The 20,321-nt window shown below is 41.7% G+C and carries 15 protein-coding genes; 12 read left to right on the top strand and 3 right to left on the bottom strand.

Annotation, left to right across the window (positions count from 1 at the left end):
* Nucleotides 1-255 precede the first annotated feature (255 nt).
* The 3 genes from H5114_RS16550 to H5114_RS16540 all read left to right on the top strand — a co-directional run bounded on the left by H5114_RS16550 (nt 256) and on the right by H5114_RS16540 (nt 3,678).
* Entirely contained in the window at nt 256-1,935 is a 1,680-nt protein-coding gene (locus H5114_RS16550; RefSeq protein ID WP_182723516.1) for an FAD-binding protein, read from the top strand.
* A gap of 67 nt (nt 1,936-2,002) precedes the next feature.
* Entirely contained in the window at nt 2,003-2,359 is a 357-nt protein-coding gene (locus H5114_RS16545) for a cytochrome c3 family protein (protein ID WP_124015270.1), read from the top strand.
* A 65-nt stretch (nt 2,360-2,424) separates the two neighbouring features.
* Nucleotides 2,425-3,678 (top strand): OprD family outer membrane porin, encoded by a 1,254-nt coding sequence (locus tag H5114_RS16540; RefSeq protein WP_182723515.1) that lies wholly within the window; start codon nt 2,425-2,427, stop codon nt 3,676-3,678.
* A gap of 204 nt (nt 3,679-3,882) precedes the next feature.
* On the opposite strand, the gene H5114_RS16535 is transcribed toward H5114_RS16540, so the two are convergent.
* Together H5114_RS16535 and H5114_RS16530 are read right to left on the bottom strand one after the other, a co-directional pair.
* Nucleotides 3,883-4,290: a VOC family protein gene (locus tag H5114_RS16535; protein ID WP_124015268.1), complete on the bottom strand. Its 408-nt coding sequence runs from the start codon at nt 4,288-4,290 to the stop codon at nt 3,883-3,885.
* Between the two features lie 289 nt (nt 4,291-4,579).
* On the bottom strand, nt 4,580-6,370 hold the full coding sequence (locus tag H5114_RS16530) for a flavocytochrome c (protein ID WP_124015267.1): 1,791 nt from the start codon (nt 6,368-6,370) through the stop codon (nt 4,580-4,582).
* Between the two features lie 401 nt (nt 6,371-6,771).
* Here H5114_RS16530 and H5114_RS16525 point away from each other — a divergent pair, with 401 nt between their 5' ends.
* Nucleotides 6,772-8,739, top strand: coding sequence for an ATP-binding protein (locus H5114_RS16525; protein ID WP_182723514.1), 1,968 nt, complete (start codon nt 6,772-6,774; stop codon nt 8,737-8,739).
* Nucleotides 8,736-10,115: a sigma-54 dependent transcriptional regulator gene (locus H5114_RS16520; protein ID WP_182723513.1), complete on the top strand. Its 1,380-nt coding sequence runs from the start codon at nt 8,736-8,738 to the stop codon at nt 10,113-10,115. The genes H5114_RS16525 and H5114_RS16520 overlap by 4 nt, the downstream gene beginning before the upstream one ends.
* A gap of 130 nt (nt 10,116-10,245) precedes the next feature.
* On the opposite strand, the gene H5114_RS16515 is transcribed toward H5114_RS16520, so the two are convergent.
* The gene (locus H5114_RS16515; protein WP_182696863.1) at nt 10,246-11,040 is read right to left on the bottom strand and encodes a Crp/Fnr family transcriptional regulator; all 795 of its coding nucleotides are present in this window, start codon (nt 11,038-11,040) and stop codon (nt 10,246-10,248) included.
* 454 nt (nt 11,041-11,494) lie between these two features.
* Here H5114_RS16515 and H5114_RS16510 point away from each other — a divergent pair, with 454 nt between their 5' ends.
* From H5114_RS16510 to H5114_RS16480, 7 genes are all read left to right on the top strand, one after another.
* Nucleotides 11,495-12,439 (top strand): DmsE family decaheme c-type cytochrome, encoded by a 945-nt coding sequence (locus tag H5114_RS16510; RefSeq protein WP_182696862.1) that lies wholly within the window; start codon nt 11,495-11,497, stop codon nt 12,437-12,439.
* Nucleotides 12,440-12,453: 14 nt separating this feature from the next.
* Complete coding sequence (locus tag H5114_RS16505) at nt 12,454-14,448, top strand: MtrB/PioB family decaheme-associated outer membrane protein (protein WP_182723512.1); 1,995 nt, start codon at nt 12,454-12,456, stop codon at nt 14,446-14,448.
* Between the two features lie 32 nt (nt 14,449-14,480).
* Entirely contained in the window at nt 14,481-17,027 is a 2,547-nt protein-coding gene (locus H5114_RS16500; RefSeq protein ID WP_182723511.1) for a DMSO/selenate family reductase complex A subunit, read from the top strand.
* Nucleotides 17,028-17,042: 15 nt separating this feature from the next.
* Nucleotides 17,043-17,720: a DMSO/selenate family reductase complex B subunit gene (locus H5114_RS16495; protein ID WP_162024027.1), complete on the top strand. Its 678-nt coding sequence runs from the start codon at nt 17,043-17,045 to the stop codon at nt 17,718-17,720.
* A 75-nt stretch (nt 17,721-17,795) separates the two neighbouring features.
* The gene (locus H5114_RS16490; protein ID WP_259395324.1) at nt 17,796-18,452 is read left to right on the top strand and encodes a molecular chaperone; all 657 of its coding nucleotides are present in this window, start codon (nt 17,796-17,798) and stop codon (nt 18,450-18,452) included.
* A gap of 10 nt (nt 18,453-18,462) precedes the next feature.
* Nucleotides 18,463-18,915 (top strand): hypothetical protein, encoded by a 453-nt coding sequence (locus tag H5114_RS16485; protein WP_182723509.1) that lies wholly within the window; start codon nt 18,463-18,465, stop codon nt 18,913-18,915.
* A gap of 199 nt (nt 18,916-19,114) precedes the next feature.
* The coding region (locus H5114_RS16480) for a TolC family protein (RefSeq protein WP_182723508.1) at nt 19,115-20,321 on the top strand (1,207 nt) is incomplete at its 3' end.

The following is a 20,321-nucleotide window of genomic DNA, read 5'->3' as shown; positions in this document are numbered from 1 at the left end:
CACTTTTTTTTGAGAGCTACTCCATAGATGTAATAACTATCCCTTTATGGGTAATATCATATGTCATACATTTAACGTATCAAATTTGGGGTTAACATTAACTATTATCATATTAAGACTTTTCCCCACTTTCTGAGCGAACCCTACTTTTGATGCAAGTAGAACACAGTAGCTCTGTACGGTTATGAGCGGGTCCAATATCGCAGTTAATGCTGTTGGACCCATTGTGACAGTGAGGGCAAAAGGAGTATGACAATGAGTAATAATGATTCAAAGAAGCCGGAAGCAATCGATCAATACACCGCGAATGTCCTGCAAAATGGTATTTCACGACGTAGCTTTTTAACTCGTGCTGCAGTGGGTACTGGCGCAGTTGCATTTACCGGTCTAAGTGGCGGAATGGCTTCTGCTGCAACAGATGACGCCTGCCAAAACGCAGCTAAAAGTTCAGATGGCGGCGCAACGTTAGAGTTTATGCCTAAGCCGAAACCGATTTCTGACAGACTGATCGTATCGACACAAACGTTCGACGTGGTTGTGGTTGGTGCGGGTGCTTCAGGTGTTCCTGCGGCACTATCAGCGGCTGAGAATGGCGCTAAAGTTGCGGTATTACAAAAACAAGCGATTGTCGTTTCTCAAGGTAACACAGGTTCTGGTATTGATTTGGCCAACAGCGATAAGGCTGGTGTCGAAGCCATGGTTAGCCGTTTAATGAGCGACAGTGCTCACCGTTGTCACCCTGAACTTGTTAGAGAATGGGCGTATAACTCTGGTGAGGCAGTTTCTTGGGTTATCGATCGTGCTAAAAAAGGTGGCGCGCAAATCGTAGACCAAGGCACTAAAGTGCAACATGGTATTCGTGGTGTCACTGAACATAAGCTCAATTTTGTGACCTCATTTTGTGGCCCTAAGCCATATACCACAGGTGACGGCATGCGTGATTTAGCTAAAGTAGCTGAAAAAGCGGGTGTTAAATTCTTCTTCAACATGCCAGCACAACAACTAATCCAAGATGAATCTGGCAAAGTTATTGGTGTTATTGCCAAAGACCGTGATGGCAAATACCACAAATACCTTGCTAAAAAAGGTGTGATTTTGTCGTCTGGTGATTATCAGAATAACGAAGCAATGTGTAACTTCTTCATTCCTGATTTGAAGCATTTTGAACGCAAGCAAATGGATCGTACTGGCGATGGTTTCTCTATGGCTTACTGGGCCGGTGGCGTAATCGAACCTATCGGTCATACCAAAATGTTGCACGATTTTGACGCCGGTCCAGCTTCAATGTGTGATATGCCATTCCTTGCTGTTAACCGCAAAGGTAATCGTTTCGTCAATGAAACGGTTGAAATGTCATTGATGAATAACTACCTACGTGATGCAGAAAATGCGGGTAACTACTCTCAAGTCTTTGATTCTAATTACATGGACCAAGCTGCTAACTGGCCTGGAAAACTGTACTCACCTGAAGAAATGAAAATCTATATGCCTGAAGATCCAGCGCCTAAGGTCGGCGTGTTTGCATCTCAGACAAATACCTACTCAGCCAATACCTTGGAAGAGCTTGCAGTAAAACTGGAATGTGACCCTAAAACCTTCGTTGCCAATGTTAAGCGCTATAACGAGCTTTGCAAAACCGGTAAAGATGACGATTTTGGTAAGCCTTCATCAAAAATGCTTCCTGTTGTTAAAGCCCCTTTCTATGGCATTCACCGCCGCATGCGTATCTCAACCCTTTGTTCAGGAATGCTAGTCGATAAAAATCATCAAGCGCTTGATGCTGATGGCAACAAAATTGGCGGCTTATTCGTTATCGGTAACTTAGGTGGTGGCTTCTATGGTGGCGTTGATTACCCACTGACTGTATTCGGATTGTCACTAGGACGTTGTTATACGTTTGGCTACTTAGCAGGTAGGTATGTGGCCAAGCTATAAAACGAACACCCAGTTAAATGGATGCCTGACACTTGGCAACCTTCCCAATGAATAATGGAATAACACAATGAAGAAATTAACACTGCGCAACATCATGCTTTGTCTTGCATTGAGCTTTTTCGCAAGCGGTGCAATGGCAAACAATAACACCTTATTGGATCAAACTCATGCGGCTAAAGGACTCAAATGTGCTAGCTGCCACGGTAAAGCTGAAATTCGTGAACCTGTGACTATGTCTAAATGCGTGACATGTCATAACACCCAAAAGCTAGCAGCCAAAACCAAGAATGTGAAACCAACAAATCCACATGAAAATCGTCATTTTGGCACTGAAACTGACTGCCTTAAATGTCACAGCGTACACCAAAAGTCAGAGAACTACTGTGGCAGTTGCCACCTTCGTTTTGACTTTGTTGTGCCATAAGTCGGCCATTTGGCACCTTAATATCTCGACCATAAGAAAAGTTAACAATAATTAGGATGAGAAAAATGATGATGAAAACAAAACTACTACCTTTGGTTGTGGCATGCCTAGCAGCAAGCCCAGCCTTTGCGGCCGAGCCAATGGCCAATTTATTTAATGACGGCAGTGTGAATGGTCAATTTCAATTATTTGACTTCCAACGTAACTTTGATGGCGATAGTACTGATCGACGTGATACATCATTCGGTGGCCTTTTCTACCTGCGATCCGGAGAAGCTAACGGTATAAGCTTTGGCAGTTCATTTGCTTCAGCTAACCCAATTTGGGATGCAAACGATGATGGTCTGTATGGCCTTGTTGGTGGTGGAGCGCCTGGCGCTAAGGTTGAACGTACATCTGTTAACCGTTTGCAAGAATACTTTGTTAGCGGCAACTGGTACGACACTAAAATAGTGGTTGGTGCGCAAGAGTTACGTACTCCCATGATGAACCCGTTCCCATTAAGAGCAATCCCGTTCACCTATCGCGGTGCCAGTATTAAGAATACCTCAATTGAGAACTTGGGCGTGTCAGCGCTGTATATCACTGATTACATGGGCTGGACCAACGAAGAGTTTGCCAGTGTGGCTGATGGTATCCGGGGTGAATTTGCACGTAAGGGCGTTTTCATCGATGTTGAAGACAACCCTATTTACGCCTTAGGTTTGGATTACAATCTGCCGTTGAATGCGGTCAAAGCCAAAACCAGTCTGTGGTACTACTCCATGGAAGACGTTTACAATCAGTATCATGTTAAATTGGACATGAGCGGTAAAATGGGCGCTGCCAATTGGTACTTCATTCCGTCTTATTTAAAACAAGACTCTACAGGTAAGCTAGATCAGAGCGCTGCACAGTTTGATACTTACCAGGCTGGGTTCCATTTAGGGATGAAATGGAGTGGGTTTGATGCCACGATTAAGTACGCAAAAACTGGTGATGGCGATGTTGTTGCCCCATTTGGTGATGAAAAAGTGATCATTCAGCAGGTGGTTCAGTCTTCGCGTGCTAATGAAGAAGGTTACGGTGCTCAGCTAGCATACAACTTTGCACCTGACTCTGCTCTCAGTGGTGTGAGCACATATCTTAACTGGGCTAGTTATCAAATAGATGGTGATTCAAGTAAAGACATTGATGAAACCGACTTGTCTGTTACTTATGATCTTTCACAGTTTGTAAATGGTTTAAGTGTGCGAGCCAGACATGCCATTGTTAATTACTCTACAGGCGATGACCTAACTGACACTCGTTTTTACGTCTACTATAAATTTGCTTTGTAATTGGGTTACAGCATATAGACTAGCTCTAAAATAGAGTGACGTTTTGTTAAGCCAGTTGGAATATCCAACTGGCTTTTTTATGTCAGTTAGCTTGCAGAATGCGTGGTTTAGGTTGTCAGCATAGAATGATCGATGCTGATTTCCTCGGTGTAGAAATCAAGTGTGTCGTTATAATTTTGCTGGAATTATGAATGGTTTAATTATCTATTTCGGATGTTTATCATTTAACTGCAGTAAATCCCAAAGATTGCCATAAAGATCTTCAAATACCGCCACAGTGCCATAGTCTTGCTCTTGAGGCGGGCGCACAAACTTAATCCCATCAAGTTGCATGCGGTTATAGTCGCGCCAAAAGTCATCGGTATTCAAAAAAAGAAATACCCGTCCGCCAGCTTGGTTACCAATAAAATCATGTTGCTCTGGTTTTGATGCCCGCGCTAACAGCAAAGATACCCCGTTTGAACCCGGAGGTGCGACTACAACCCAGCGTTTGTCTTGTTCTGCTTGATAGGTGTCTTCAATCAATTCAAACTTCAATTTATTGACATAAAAATCGATGGCTTCATCGTAATCATTCACCACTAGCGCGATGTGAACTATAGACTGTTTCATTATTATCCTTTGATAGCTTTGTAAGTTAGCGTTGTATATTAGCTAGTGAGTTAATGCAAAATTTACTGTGCCATCGATTATGCATTAATTAATCTGAACTCGGGATAACAAATGCCTCGCAAACAGCCCTTTGCCTTGCTAACTGCGTTATTTTTTACATGAGAAGACTTGCAACAGGCCCGCTATTGACGCGTTAATTGGTTAGGTTTGGAGATATTGACGCATAAAAAAAGCCACAGTAATGAACTGTGGCTTACTGATACTAGCTAGTCAGTTAATTCTAAATCGATTAGTTCTTTTTAGAATATTTTGCCGCTTCTTCACCTGCTAAGCGACCGAAGGTGATGATGCCTGAAATTGCATTGCCACCTAAGCGGTTAGCACCATGAACACCACCAGTGACTTCACCAGCGCCATACAAGCCAGGTATAACCTGTTTCTGAGCATTCATGACTTCAGTTTTGGTGTCGATCATCACGCCACCCATAGTGTGGTGAACCCCAGGTGTCACTTCGATTGCATAGTAGTTACCTTCGTTTAGTGCACGAGGTAGATTTGGACGCTCAAAATCAGTGTCTTTACCGCTGCTCACTAAGCTATTATAACGTGCAACTGTCTCGGTTAACGCTTTACCGTCAATACCTTCCATCTTGCCTAATTTCACTAAGCTGTCTGCCGATGGTGCAACACCTAAACCAATATACTTATCGATTTTAGACAGTGATTTACGTACAGAGTCATCAAAAATCAAATAAGCTGATTTACCCGTTTGCGCTAAGATTGCCGCAGATGCTTTATCACGAGTGGTAATTTCGTTGACGAAACGCTTACCTTCACGGTTAACCAAAATCGCACCATTACCACGTACCGCTTCAGTGACCATTACGCCACCTTTTACTGATAGTGTTGGATGAGCTTGGATGTATTCCATGTCTTTCAAAGCGCCACCAGCATTTTCAGCCACATCCAGACCATCACCTACAGCACCAGGTTGGTTAGTAGAGATAAAGCCTTTTAATGAAGGATCAAGCTTAGCGACACGTTCGTTATTTTTAGCAAAACCACCCGTTGCTAAGATGACCGCATCGGCTTTCACCCAGTAGTAACCTTTATACATTCCCTTAACCAGAATACCTTTCACTTTGCCGCTGTCATCTTTAAGCACTTCAATGCCACGAGTGTTCATGCGTAAGTCGATATTGCGTTTTACGGCATTATCATAAAGCACTTGAACAACATGAGCACCCACACCTGCGCCACCAGTTGGACGGTGTGCACGCTTAACCGATGCACCACCCATCATGCCAACATCGGTTAAATCGGCGCCCATTTTGGTCATCCAATCAACTGAGCCTTTAGAGTGTGAGCTTAAGACTTCAACTAATGCTGGATCGTTTATATCACGGCCGCCTTTCATGGTGTCTTTAAACATTAGCTCTGGGCTATCTTTAATTTCTTTGGCTTTTTGTTGATCAGTCCAAGCAGCGTTCATGCCACCTGCAGCCAATTTAGCGTTACCGCCGATAACAGGCTCTTTTTCAATCAGAATGACTTTCGCACCATTATCTGTTGCCGATATTGCCGCAGAGAAACCTGCGCCACCAGAACCGACAACCACTACATCAACCGTATCGTGAGGTGCACTAGCAAGAGCAGCCTGACGTTCTGCTTTATCTTTGGCCAGTTCAGCAATAGTGGGTTCGTCACGTTTCCATTTTTTAGCATATGGCATATTGAAATCGAAGCTGTGGCAAGAATCACAGTACACCATCGATTTTTCGTGCGCGCTGTGACATGAGGTACAAGCCACTTCACCAGGAAAATGTGAAGCATGGGCATTGTAATGTTCATGTTTTGTGGTTTCAGCCACTTCAGCTAAAGTGCCATGGCAAGAAACACATTGGGCATTTTCATAGGTTAAGCTGTCGTTTGATAGCTCGCCATCTGGAGTATGACAGCTATCACACTCTTGGTTTTGCTCATGGAATTCAGCTAAGTTGTCAGCCGCAACAGCGTTGCCCATTAGGCCTGCTGTGCCCATTAGCGTGGCAAGGCAGACTGCAAGTTTCATTTTTTTCATTTTTGCTCCTCCTTCTAAACCTAATGATGCTTAGTTGATTAGGTATAAAAGCCAGTTATTGTTTTAGTGTGGCTGAAGTGAGATCACTTCACTTTAAAAGTTCGGTCTAAAATTAGGTGTTAAGTTGTTCAGCGGTTACTTCTGCTTACCTTAATCTTTATCCATGCCACTAAAACCAGCAATAAGATAAACACCAGCAGTGACAGAAATGACAACTCAATCACAAGCATGAAAAGGTGCTATGCAAAGATGCATAGCTATAAGGGCGTATATGCACTTTTGCATAGCTTATGTGGCGCTAGATCACATCGAATTAACATTTAGGTAAAAGGTACATAATGATTTACTAATTCGCGGAATGCGGCACAGTTTCAAATGAGCGAAATAGTTAACATCGCAGTATGAAGATCCTATTACTATTAGTTATTACCCTCACTTTTCCTGCATTCGCGCAAGACAGCATTGTGCTAGGTGTGCATTCAAAAACAGCGCCATTAGAGTGGCGTAATAACGGAGTGGATCAAGGATTTAACATTGAGTTGATGGATAGAATTGGTCAGCTTACTAACAAGCGCATTCTTGTGCGGCGTAAGAGTTTTCAGCAATTAGTTCAAGATGTGTATAACCCTAACAGTGATATTGACGTGATTGTTGTGGTGAGCCCGGTGAACATGGATCGCAAGTTAGCTCAATCTGATCCTATCTATGCTACCCACGCTAAAGCTTATACTTTGCAGGGTAAGGGGTTAATTAACAGTTGGGCAGATTTGATTGGTAAGCGGGTGGCCATTAAAAAAGGCGCTTTTGTTGATGTTTTTTTATCTGACCATTTGCAAAATTTCGACCGCGTGGATGTTGATTTGTATGAAACCGGTTTTCAATTACTGATTAAAAATCAAGTCGACGTGGTGATTGCTGAAAGCTTTGTTGCGCGGCGTTTACTTCCGCTGTATCCATCGGTGCGCAGTTCGAGTGATGCACTCATTTATGGCGCGTTTAATTTTGTCGCTAATGAGTCGAAAACTGAACTCATGTATCAAATTAATGAAGCGCTTAGGCAGTTAAAATTATCAGGCGAATACGACAGACTGGTTAATAAATGGTTTGGTACCGGGCGTGAAAAAGTGGATTTAACCTCTTCTGAAAAGCGCATGTTTGCTCTAGCCATTTTAGTGGCGATTATTTCTGCTATCGGGATGATTTTCACCGGATTGATAAGCGCTAGTTTACGCCGTCATACTAAAGCCCTTGATGCCGAACTCATTCAGCGCAGGCGCATTGAAGCTGAGATATCTGAATTATCTAAACAGTTCCAATCTGTTCTCGATGGCATCCCCAATGGCGTAACCATAGTAAACCAAGACTTGCAGCATTTATGGAGTAACGATAACAATATTCATTTGTTAGATTCAGCAGCATTTTACTATATCGACAATCATGCATTTGTTCTTAAAACGGCGGTGCTCGAGGTACTCTCTAGCCAAACCCCCTTGATTGCAGAGATGCGCTATCAACAGCAGTTTTGGCAATTACAAATCCATCCTATTGCAGAAAAACAAGTGGTGATTCTACTTGAGGAAACCACTGAGCAGCATAGATTGAGGCAAGCAAATGAAGAAGTTAGCCGCTTAGCGTCACTAGGGGAGTTGTCTGCGGGAATTGCTCATGAAATCAATAATCCAACCGGCCTGATTGTGCATGCGGTATCATTATTTACCGCGGCCTTAAAAGACTTAACCCCAGCAGCAAGGCACTATCAGCAACAAAATCCTTTTTGGCTTATTGCAGGATTAACCCCAGATGTTGCCATTGAAGAGCTTCAGTACAGTTGCGGCTCTATTGAAGAGGGCGCCAAACGTATCAGCCGAATTGTTAATGACTTAAAACGTTATGCCATGCCGCATATTGCCGATCAATATGCTCGAGTATGCCTAAATGACGTGGTTCAAGTTGCCCAGCGTCTTACCGCTAATCAAACCAAGGTCCATCAGATCAACATGAGGTTATGTCAACCTAGCCCTATAATTAAGGGAGATGCGCAACAGTTACATCAGGTATTAATCAACCTTATTCAAAATGCTTGTCATGCCTGCACTGAACAACATGGCGAGATTTTTATAGAAACCCGCATTGCTGGCAATACGGCAATATTGAGCATTATCGATAACGGTTGCGGCATGAATAGCGCCACGCTCAAACGTATTACCGAGCCCTTTTTTACCACCCGTCGCAACGAGGGCGGCAGTGGTTTGGGTTTATCGGTATGCAGCAAAATAATTAAAGAGCATCAAGGCGAAATGCAGATGCAGTCGAGTTTAGGCAAAGGCACGCAAATTAGTCTGATTTTTGCATTGGAACAACACACATGAAACTGGCCAGAAATATTCTGTTAATCGACGATGAAGCCGCCTGGTTACGCACACTCGCGATAACCCTTAACCGTCTCGTTCCTGAGGCTGACATAGATACTTGTCTAGATAGCCGTCAAGTACACAGCCGCTTACAAGTGGGTGATTATGCGCTAGTACTGGTCGATCTTACTATGCCATTTCACTCTGGCGAAGAGCTATTAGCGATGATCCGCAGTGATTTTCCCAATACTCGGGTGATTATTGTGACTGGGGTGAATGAGGTTGATACCGCAGTGCGCTGTATTAAAAATGGCGCTTATGACTACTTTATCAAAACAGACAATGTCGATAATCTCGCGCGTACGGTACGCCGAGCGCTAGAAGTGGTTGGGCTTGAAAGAAACTACCTGTATATCAAAGAAAAATTCTTAAGTCGTACTTTAGATAACCCGCAAGCGTTCAATAATATTTTAACTTGCGAGCCACAGTTATTAGATCAATTTCGTTATCTTGAAGCCGTATCTTGTAGCCCTGAACCCTTGCTAATTTATGGTGAAAGCGGCACTGGAAAAAACGAGTTCGCCAAATCTTGCCATGCGCTTTATAACCCGAATGAACCTTTTATTAGCATTAATCTTGCCGGTATTAGTAGCGAGTCCTTTGAGCAAAAAATGAGTGGCCAGCTGTATCATCACCATAATGGCGAGCTTGAAGCGGTTGCAGGCCTATTGCATCAAGTAGGAAGTGGGGTGCTGTATTTGAATGAAATAGGCGCGTTGCCTCTGGATGCACAAGTTAAGCTATTAGCGCTGTTAGAAACTAAACAATATTACCCTTTAGGCAGCGACACCGCTTATCCGGTTAAATGTAAGTTTGTGGTATCGACTCAAGATGACTTACTCAAACTACACCAAGCTGGTGAGTTTAGAAGCGATTTACTCTACCGCTTACGGGCTCATAAAATTAAATTACCACCGTTAGCAGAACGGCAGTTAGACATTGCTATGTTAATCAATCATTTCATCGCCCTTGCTGCAGCTGAAATGAATCTACCTGCGCCTATTCAGCCTCCCGATTTAGCGCCCAAACTCGCCAGTTATGATTTTCCTGGTAACCTTCATGAACTCAAAGGCATGGTTTTTGATGCTGTGAGCAGAAGTGATGGCATAGCGCTTAATACCTCTGCTTTTATGGAAGCGATTAATGAACACAAGTCATTAACAGCAGCGCCGCAAGACCGCATTATTTTCCCCAAACAACTGCCCACGATAGCGCAGATGAACCAAGCATTAATGGACGAAGCCATGAGCCGCACTGCTAATAACCAAACCGCAGCAGCGCAAATACTGGGTATTAGTCAAAGTGCGCTGAGCAGGCGGTTGAAGGGACATTAAAGCTGAACATTATGTAGTTTAGTTAATATATAGCGGCGACTGAGTGCAGGTCTTGTTAATGTGTTTCTAGCCGAAACTTTTGTGTTAACGCTGCACTCGACGTTTCGAATCACTGAATTCTAGCGTCTCGCTATTGATTATTGATTTCAATCATATTCTTTGTTTTAAATTTTAGCATGTTATTCGATTTGCATCCTTGGGCGTCTTCTCTACCTAAAGGGCAAGGAGAAAGTTCATTAAATAATGCTGTATTAATACTAAACATTCCTTTTTCTTTGGCTAGCATGCCTTTTTTCTTTAGGCTCCCCAGCATCAAGTCTAGCTTTATGACGCTAATATGCAGTATGTCAGCAATCTCTTCTCGTGTTAGTTTAATATCAATAGTAAGCCACATTGATGAAAACTCTGTCTTAAAAGCGACCAAAATATCGAATAGAAACTTAATGAGTTTATCTTCAGGTGACGATGTTAATAAGAAAATAGCCAATGCGGTTTGTCTTTCGGTAAAATAGTTGGCATCAAACATAAAACGTGTAAAGAGCTCAATGTCATTCTTTATTAAGTTTTTAATCAAAGATTTATCGACAACTATTATCTCACTATCTCGAGCTACTTTAATACTTTTACAACAAGTACAATTGTTTTCTAATAGTAAATGATAATCAGTTAGTCTATTCGGGATGATGACATTAACAAATTTAGGTTTGGTATAGTTGTTTGTTCTTTTTATATAAAATAATAGTCCGGTGTTTAAATAAATAAAATTATTAAGCAAAATACTTTTAGGTATTAGCTCACCTTTACTTAAGGTTTTTTTCTCGCCATTTTCTTTAATAAAACTCATTATGTCGGGTTTAACTGCATCTGGAAAGAATATAGTAGATTTCCCTTTCATTTCAGAACTTAAAGACATAACTAGAGCCATACCAACATACCTTAACGTTTAATTTTCATTACATGATTTACTAATCGAATATCTGACAGTATAAACCGAAATATAAATTAACTAGTTTCAATTCTATGCATATTTATATTATGCGATATTTCTCACATCTTTTTTTAAGTTGTGATGAATGTTGGTAATTTAAATTAGTTTTATTTTCTGTTAAGTCAATCACATGTTACTTACGATTGTTTATACCTATATGTAGGTATTTAGGCGGATGGTTTGATTAAATTAGCTCAAGAAGTTCGCAGATGATAACGGAATGTTAAGTAGGGGCCAGCCAGTTAGTGTTGTTTGGTTTAAACCTTGATAACAACAAATAAGCTTTCGATTATATTTTCTAGAAAAAACATAGTAACTGACGTTAAAAAGTAATTATTTCACAGGTAGTGACATGAAAGTAAAAAATTCAGATTTAAGGAGGTATTTAATAATGAGATCTCTCTATCAACTTGCCATGCTCATTGGTTGTGGACTCTTAGTAATGCAAAGTGCTCTTGCATTACCGTGGGACGATTTAACCGCAGAACAATTAGACACTACACTGCAACAAAAATTTACTGACGGAAATTATTCTCCTAAAGGGGCAGATTCTTGCCTTATGTGTCATAAGAAAAATGAACAGGTGATGGACTTATTTAAGGGTACGCACGGCAAAGTCATTTCAGACGCATCTCCGATGGCAGGCTTGCAATGTGAAGCATGCCATGGTCCACAAGGCAATCATAATCGAGGTGGTAAGGAGCCGATGATTGCTTTTGGTGCAAAAAGTAAGTTGCCGGTAAGTTCTCAAAACAGTGTTTGTGAAGGGTGTCATAACGATGCACAGCAGATGAGCTGGCACAACAGTACCCATAATCTTGAAGAAGTTGCCTGTGTAGATTGTCACAAAATCCATGCAGCCAAAGACCCTGTTATGGATAAGCTCACTGTTAATGACACTTGTGTTAGCTGTCATACCAGCCAAAAAGGCGACATGAATAAGCGCTCTTCACACCCTTTAAAGTGGAACAGCATGACATGTGTTGATTGCCACTCAGCTCATGGCTCAATGAGTGAAAATGCGTTAGTTAACCCCACAGTTAATGATACTTGTTATAGCTGTCATGCTGAAAAACGTGGGCCTTTCTTATGGGAACATGCACCAGTAACAGAAAATTGTGTCACTTGTCATAACCCTCATGGCAGTGTCAATGAATCACTCGTTAAGCAACGCGCTCCGCAATTGTGTCAGCAATGTCATGCCAATGATGGACACGCTAGTCGAGTGGTCGCTGAGTCAGGTATTGATGCCTTTGGTGGCGGTAAAAGTTGTTTGAATTGCCACAGTCAAATACATGGTTCAAATCATCCCTCAGGCAGCTTGCTGCAACGCTAATGGAGAGCAAGATTATGTCATTTAAAATCAATCTTATTACTGTATCGATATTAGTGGCGGTATCTGGACACAGTTTCGCAGCGAATTTTGGGGTGAGTAATGCTAATACTAGTCATGTAAAAACCAGTAATTATGAGTGTAACCGTTGTGGCGAGAATACAGATTATAGCGGTAAGATCGATGTGGCTTTTGGCTATAACGACATTGATGATATGCATGCCGGTAACGCATTAGGCACTTCAGAAGATGGCGCTATTGGTTCGTTAAGCAGTGATATTTTGTTCCTGAACAAATCTGGCTATCAAGCCCAAATAACTGCTCACCAATTGGGTTTCGATAATAGCTTTGCTAGTTTACAAATTGGGGATTCAGGCTTATATGAGGTGGTATTAGATTACGCTGCAATCAAAACGATTAAAGCTGATGATGTAAATAGTCAGTTGTGGCATAACGATGGAATGCTGACTCCAAGTACTGATGTTAATACGTTTAACTTAGCGCTAGAACGAGAGAAATTAGGCATTGGCGTGGTATTTAGCCAAGATGCTTACAATAGCTTTGTCAGTTACAGCCAAGAAGAGAAAACTGGTCACAGCTCAAGCAGTATCGTGACGCCTAGCCCTATCAATATTGGCTTGCCGGTGAACGCGACGACTTCTCAATGGGATGCTGGGATAGGTCTTAATGGCGATAATTGGATGAGCGAATTGAGTTATTCAGGAAGCATTTACAATAATAAAATAAGCGACTTAAGTCTGCCTTATTTAAACGATGTTTATGCCGCCTCTCCAGACAGCCAAGCGCATCAAATATCACTTTCTGGCAATTACCGCTTTGATCAGACCGTGATGAGTGGACGAGTTGCAATGGGTCGCATGATCCAAGATGAAAACTTAATTCAAATGAGTGGTAATCCACTGCAAAGCTGGGACGGTCAGGTTAATACCACTGATGGCCGTTTTGCAGTGACATCAATGATGAATAATCGACTTCGCTTAGGTGGCAACATCGATTATAACAAGCGAGATAATCAGAGTTCGACTGCAGAGTTTGCTCAATATAACTTTAATAGTTTAACGGGTGCATTTAGACAAAATACCCCTTTAGATTACGAACGTAAAAATTATGGCATAAATGCGAGCTATCGAATTGCCAGTGGTTATCGTTTACAGGCAGGTTATGACAGTAAAGAAATCACTCGCAATTATAGTGAACGTGAAACAACTCAAGATGACACCTTATGGGCGAAATTAAATATCCGTAAGTTTGAAATTTTTAATATTAATGTAAAGTCTGAGTATGCTAGTAGAGATGGTTCTAAATATGAGTCAGATATATTAACAGCCTCAGAAGATAATGCAGTGTTAAGAAAGTATTATTTGGCAGATCGAATCCGTAATGCCTATGAATTAAAGTTAACGCATACACCTAATGATTGGATTAATGTCGATATTACCTCTCGATATGCCAAGGATGAATATAAAGATACTGATATCGGTTTATTAGATTCAGAAGATTATGGTTATGATGTCAATGTCAGTTTTCATATTAATCAGTATATTGATACTTATGGATTTATTGGGCAGCAATGGATTAACTCATCGCAAGCCGGTAGTCAAGTTGGCAATTCATATTGGTACTCAGATATAGAAGATGAGTTTATTAATATTGGTGCAGGGCTTAATTATAGTGGCTTAATGCAAGATAAATTAATTATAGGTATGGATTATCTATTTGCTAATTCAACCAGTAATACCAATGTGATTGTTGATGATAGTCAACCATACGGTGACTATTACAGTTATAACCACAGTGCCAGTGTCTATGCTGATTATGCATTAAACTCACAAATGGCACTCAAACTCAGCTATCGATACGAACGTTATTACGATACTGATGCTGCATCTACTGGGATTGTAAGTATACCCGGACTAATAACACTTCAAGATATAAACCATGACTATAACGCACACCAAGTGATGTTGTCATTTAGCTACAAATTGCATTAAACGTATCGTAAATACTACGCGAGGATATAGAAATGGAACGTAGAAATTTCTTAAAAATGAGTGCAGCAATTGGCGCTGCAGCAACTATCACTGGGTGTGAAGATAGTGCGAAAGAAATCAATGTAGTACCGCCAGAAGTACCTGAAAGTTCGCTTGAACAGCTTAACTGGTCTGCATGCTTAGTCAATTGTGGTTCAAATTGCCCTATTAAAGTATTCAGTAAAGATGGTGTTATCACCCGAATTGAAACTGACCATGAAACAACTGATGAATATGGTGTAAACCATCAAGCTCGAGCATGTCCTCGCGGACGCTCACTTCGTCAAAGAACCTATGCAACTGATCGACTACGTTCTCCAATGAAACGAGTCGGCAAAAGAGGTGAGGCAAAATTTGTCCCTATCAGTTGGGAACAAGCTTATTCAGAAATAGGCACGAAATTACAAGCTATTAAAGATAACTACGGCCCTGAATCAATTTACATGCATTACGGTACAGGTGCTTATTATGGTTTCTCATCGAATACCGCTACTTGGGGTCGCCTATTGAATTTAAATGGCGGTTTTCTAGACCACCATTGGGATTATTCATGGGCCGGTGTGTATCCAGCGTGTATGGCCACTTATGGCGATCAATGGGATAGCATTGGTGGTAGTTCGTTAAGCGAAATCGTTAACTCAGATTTATTTATTGGGTTTGGTTTTAATCCAAATGAGATACGCATGAGTGGTAGCGGTGAAGGCTATGACTTTGTTAAATCTTTAGAGAGCAATAAAAAGAATATTAAAGTGTGGATGGTTGAACCCAGATACACAGATTCAATGCGGGGTAATGAAGATGAGTGGCTTGCTATTCGTCCTGGTACTGACGCCGCATTAATTGAGGCGGTTATTTATCAAATGATAAATAGTGGTTGGGTTGATCAACATGCCAAACCATTTTTAGACAAATATGCAGTGGGTTATGACGAAGCATCGTTAGTGAATACTAAAGCGTCTGTAATGTTAAATGCTGATCCGTTTATTGCTTCACACGCTGAATTTATCGACCCAGCACAAAACTACCATGATTATATTATGGGCCAAGGCATATTTGAGCAAGAAGGTGCGAAAACACCAGCTTGGGCCGCCGTAGTCTGTGGCGTTCCAGCGAATAAAATAGAACAACTAGCCACTGCTATTATGGCCGCTGAAGCGCCATATATTTCTGCTGGTGCGGGTATTAGTCGTCATGCAAATGGCGATCAAGCGACTCGCGCCGTGTATACCCTAGCCATTATGACCGGAAAAATAGGCCGTGCGGGTGTAAATAGCGGTGCCATGCCGTCAAGTTATAGTTTTGGTGTTTCGGGTATGCCTACTGGCAGTAACCCTGTAGAGGTTACTATCCCTGTTTTCACATGGTCAGATGCCGTTGTTCGTGGTGAAGAGTTCAGTGGAACTACTGATGGTGTTCGTTTCACTTCTAGCGGCAGTCAAGAACGAGTCGATAATAATCCTGCAACATTGGGCACCAACATTAAGGCAATTATTAACTGTGCCGGTAATGCTTTAGTCAATCAACATTCAGACAGTAATGGCACCGCGCAAATCCTCCAAGATGACAGTATGTGTGAACTGATTATTGTCAGTGATTGTTGGATGACACCTTCTGCTAAGTTTGCCGATTACTTATTGCCAGACAGTACATGGTTAGAATCAGTCGATTATGCCAACGATTCATATGCATCGGGTCAAATGGCGTATGCAACCTTCATGAGCACCTCATTGAAGCCACTAGGCGAATCACAATCTATGTATGAAATCTGTGCTGGGATTGCGAATGCTATGGGTTATGGAGCTGAATACACCGAAGGGCTTAACGGCCAACAATGGTGTGAAAAGCTTTATCAACAAACCAAGGCAATGAATGCCGATGTTGATATGCCCGATACCTATGAGGAGGCCCAGAAAATTGGGGTTTTCCGTAAATACATGTCTTCATCAGTGGTTGCATTTGAGTCTTATATTCAAGATCCAATAGCGAACCCTAGACCGACAATTTCTGGAAAATTTGAGATTTTCTCATTATCACTTGCACGTAAAGCGGCCACTTGGTCTTTGCCTACTGGAGACCAAATTACTCCATTACCACAATATGTGGTGACTTGGGACGGCTATCAAGATCAAGACACTATTGATGCTGGCTACCCATTACAGTTATGTGGTTACCACACTAAAGGTCGAACTCACTCAAGTTACCATAATGTCCCATGGTTACGGGAAGCCGTAGAAGATGCAGTTTGGATGAACCCGAAAGATGCCTCTTCTCGTGGATTAGCTGATGGCGATATGGTTCATGTTTATAACGGTAGAGGAACAATTGAACTGCCTGTAAAACTCACTCCTAGAGTTACTCCTGGTGTGTGCTCTTTAGGGCAAGGTGCTTGGTATAAACCAGATGCGAGTGGCAAAGTGGGTCCATCTGGCCATGTTGTGGATATTGGAGGCTGTATTAATACACTGACAAAATATCATCCTTCTCCAGTATCAAAGGGAAATCCACAGCACACCAATCGTGTTCAGGTAGTCAAGGCTTGATAGGGGTAAATTAAAATGACACAAGAAACTCAATTAGGATTTTATTTCGATAGCAGCAAATGCACTGGCTGTAAAACCTGCCATATAGCCTGTAAAGATCGAATGGTTGGCAAAACACGCAGTAAGGATGATGTCACTAATCAAGGCGTATCGGCAATGCCTGGTATGTTATGGCGTCGGGTTTATGAATACGGTGGTGGTTCATGGGATCAAAATGGCGACGAAAGTTATAATCAAAATGTATTTGCTTATTATGCCTCTGTTGGTTGTAACCATTGTAATGAACCTGTGTGTGTCAAAGCTTGTCCGACTGGCGCTATGCATAAAAGAAAAGAAGACGGACTGGTACTGGTTCAAGAGTCGTTATGTATTGGCTGTGAAAGCTGTTCAAGAGCTTGCCCATATGATGCGCCGCAGATTGATATTGAACGCAAAGTCATGACCAAGTGTGACGGTTGTTTCGATAGATTAGCAGAAGGTAAGAAACCGATTTGTGTAGAGTCATGCCCTTTACGAGCGTTGGACTTTGATACGATGGAAAACCTACGAGCTAAATACGGTAACGGTGATGGTCACTTTGCGCCACTACCTTCTGAATCGATTACCTCGCCTAACTTAATTGTTAAAGCGTCAAAGAAGGCCCAACCTGTTGGTGCAAGTACGGGGCGGATCTTAAACGTTCGAGAAGTATAAATTATTGAATAGAGGGTGTAATCAGCGTATTACACCCTTCCATCCTACTTAAATTTATAAGCAAATATGAACGATATGAACATTGAAAAGCTTCAAGATTTACAAGCCATTGCCAATGTATTGCATTCTGTGCTGACTATTTATCCTGAGTTGGATTTGATCAATACCTTTAAAGATCAAGATATTGTTGAAAATTGGCCTCAGCTGTTAGTAACCGATACCAACATTAAAGGATTAACGCACCTAAAAGCTTATCTTGCTCAATGGACCGGTGATGAAGCTGAGTTGATTAGGCTTAAGCTAGACTACGGCATGCTTTTTTACGGCCCAGGAACACCTTTTGCTGCACCGTGGGGGTCTGCTTATACCAGCTCTTCACAGTTACTTAATGACTTTAGTACCGTTACGTTAAAACAGTTTTATGCAGTTAATGACATCAATATAGACATGAGAACCAACGAACCTCTAGATCATATTGGGTTAATATTTGCGGTATTATCTTTCTTATTAAACAAGGCGACTGAAGATCCAACAAATCCACTTTATCAAAAAACAATTAATGAGCTGTTAGAAAAGCATTTACTTCCTTGGGCTTACCGATGTTTAGAACTCGCATATTCCCATGCCGAAACAGATTATTACAAAGCGTTCTCTATTTTGGCTAAAGAATACCTTTTGTATCTGGAACAAACATTCGAACTTAACCCCAAACGAATAGCAATTTATCGATAGGTTAATATCTATGGCATTTCTTCAAGCATTAGTACAGCAGTGGCATAAGGCCGATCTTGGTTATAGCTTATTATTAAGTTTTCAACGCTCAGATGAAATAATGCAGTTGTTTAATGGTGCTACAGATATAAAGACTGTGGCTAACTTGATTGCTGCGTTAGTGTACAGTGAGGGTGAACCTCAATGGTTAACAAAAGAAAAACAAGATACTGAAAGTCCACTAGAAAATGAGTTGGTTGTTAAATGTTTAATTATCAGTTGCCAACTTTTATTTATAAAAGTATCTCAAAAAAGTAGTTTAAACCAAGCGGAAAGACTCATTCTTACCTTGTCTAATGTATGGGTTAGTCAAAAACGAGATGGTAAAAGTAGTGGTGATTTGATTGATCTAATTAAAAAAATTTATAGTCAGGTGTATTCAATTGAGCTAGAAAGTAGAAATACGATTAAAAATATGAAATAGAAAGTAACCAGATAGCAGCGTTAATTTTATTGGCAGAGATGACAATGAAGATAAATCTTTATATTGTCTGTTTGGTTTTATTTATCCGCTTTCAATATTATCCCCAAGTTCCATCCCCCACACCTTAACCTCGCCTTAACCCCTCCATCAGTATGCTGGTGCCATTATTGTGTAATACACAGGTTTGGGGATGCAGTTGATGATGGTAAAACCGGCGCTACGAAAAGCGATGCTGGCACTGATGGTGACGAGCCTGTTGGGCTGCAGCAGTGTCGATAATGTCAATTACGCTGACCGAGCCAGTCAGGCTGAGGCGAATACTAGCCAGCGTTTAATTGAGCAGTTGCTGCTGGCCTCAAAGACACAAGATGTGCCGACACAATCGATAGCGCGTTTAACTGACTTGGTTAATGTGCCTGAGTTGCAAAGCTTTATATCTGCTGCTTTGCAGAATAACCCTAGTTTGCAACAAAGCGTAGTGGCATTGAAAATGGCCTATGCCCAACACGGTATTACTTCTGCTAGCCGTTTGCCGTCAGTAGATGCCAGCTTTAGCGGCACTTCAACCGAAGACAGCGATGACAGTTATACCACTGATATTACCGTGAGTTGGGAGCTGGATTTATGGCAAAAAATTGCTGACAGCAGCAACGCTGCATTAAAAGACATTGCCAGCACGCAAGCCAGTCTTCAAAGCGCGCAAGACTTAGTCGCCGCCAACGTGATGCGCAGTTGGTTAGACATTAGCCTTAAACAACAACTTGTGGCGATTGAAACCCAGCGTTTAACGGTATTAGACAACAATAAAGCACTTATTTTAGCGCGTTATCGTGTTGGCTTAGGCAGTTTAGAAGATCTCGATAATGCCAATACTAGTGTCGCCAGTACACAAGCTACCTTAGCCGATTATCAACAACAGCTTGCCCAAAGCAAGCGTGATTTGACCTTGCTTACAGGGCAATGGACCGGCAACGATTTAGCGGTAACCATTACTGCGGAATTTCCTGCAGTGTTGAATCCTATTAGTTCACTGGGGCAACAAAATCTAAGTCAACGTCCTGATATTAAAACTGCATTTTACAATATTGAAGCCGAAGCATTACGTACCGATGCCGCCTATAAGGCTATGTTGCCGTCGATCAGTTTATCAGCCAGTTTGACCGACATGGCGCAGTCGCCAACAGATGCATTACTCACCGGACCTTTATGGAGTGTGCTGGGGCAATTATCTGCGCCCTTGTTCCAAGGTGGCAAATTATCATCACAAGCTGAGTTAGCCCAATTAACCACAGAGCAGCGCTATTGGGTCTATCAAGAAACCCTATTAAATGCGGTTAACGAAGTGGAAAACACTGTGGGCCAAGAATACTCCCTCGCCAAACAACAACAGCATTTAATTGAAGCGC

The organism is Shewanella sp. SR43-8, assembly GCF_014163775.1.
GTDB lineage: Bacteria > Pseudomonadota > Gammaproteobacteria > Enterobacterales > Shewanellaceae > Shewanella > Shewanella vesiculosa.
Note: the sequence above shows the minus strand (reverse complement) of the source record. Positions and strands in the feature narration are given on the sequence as shown.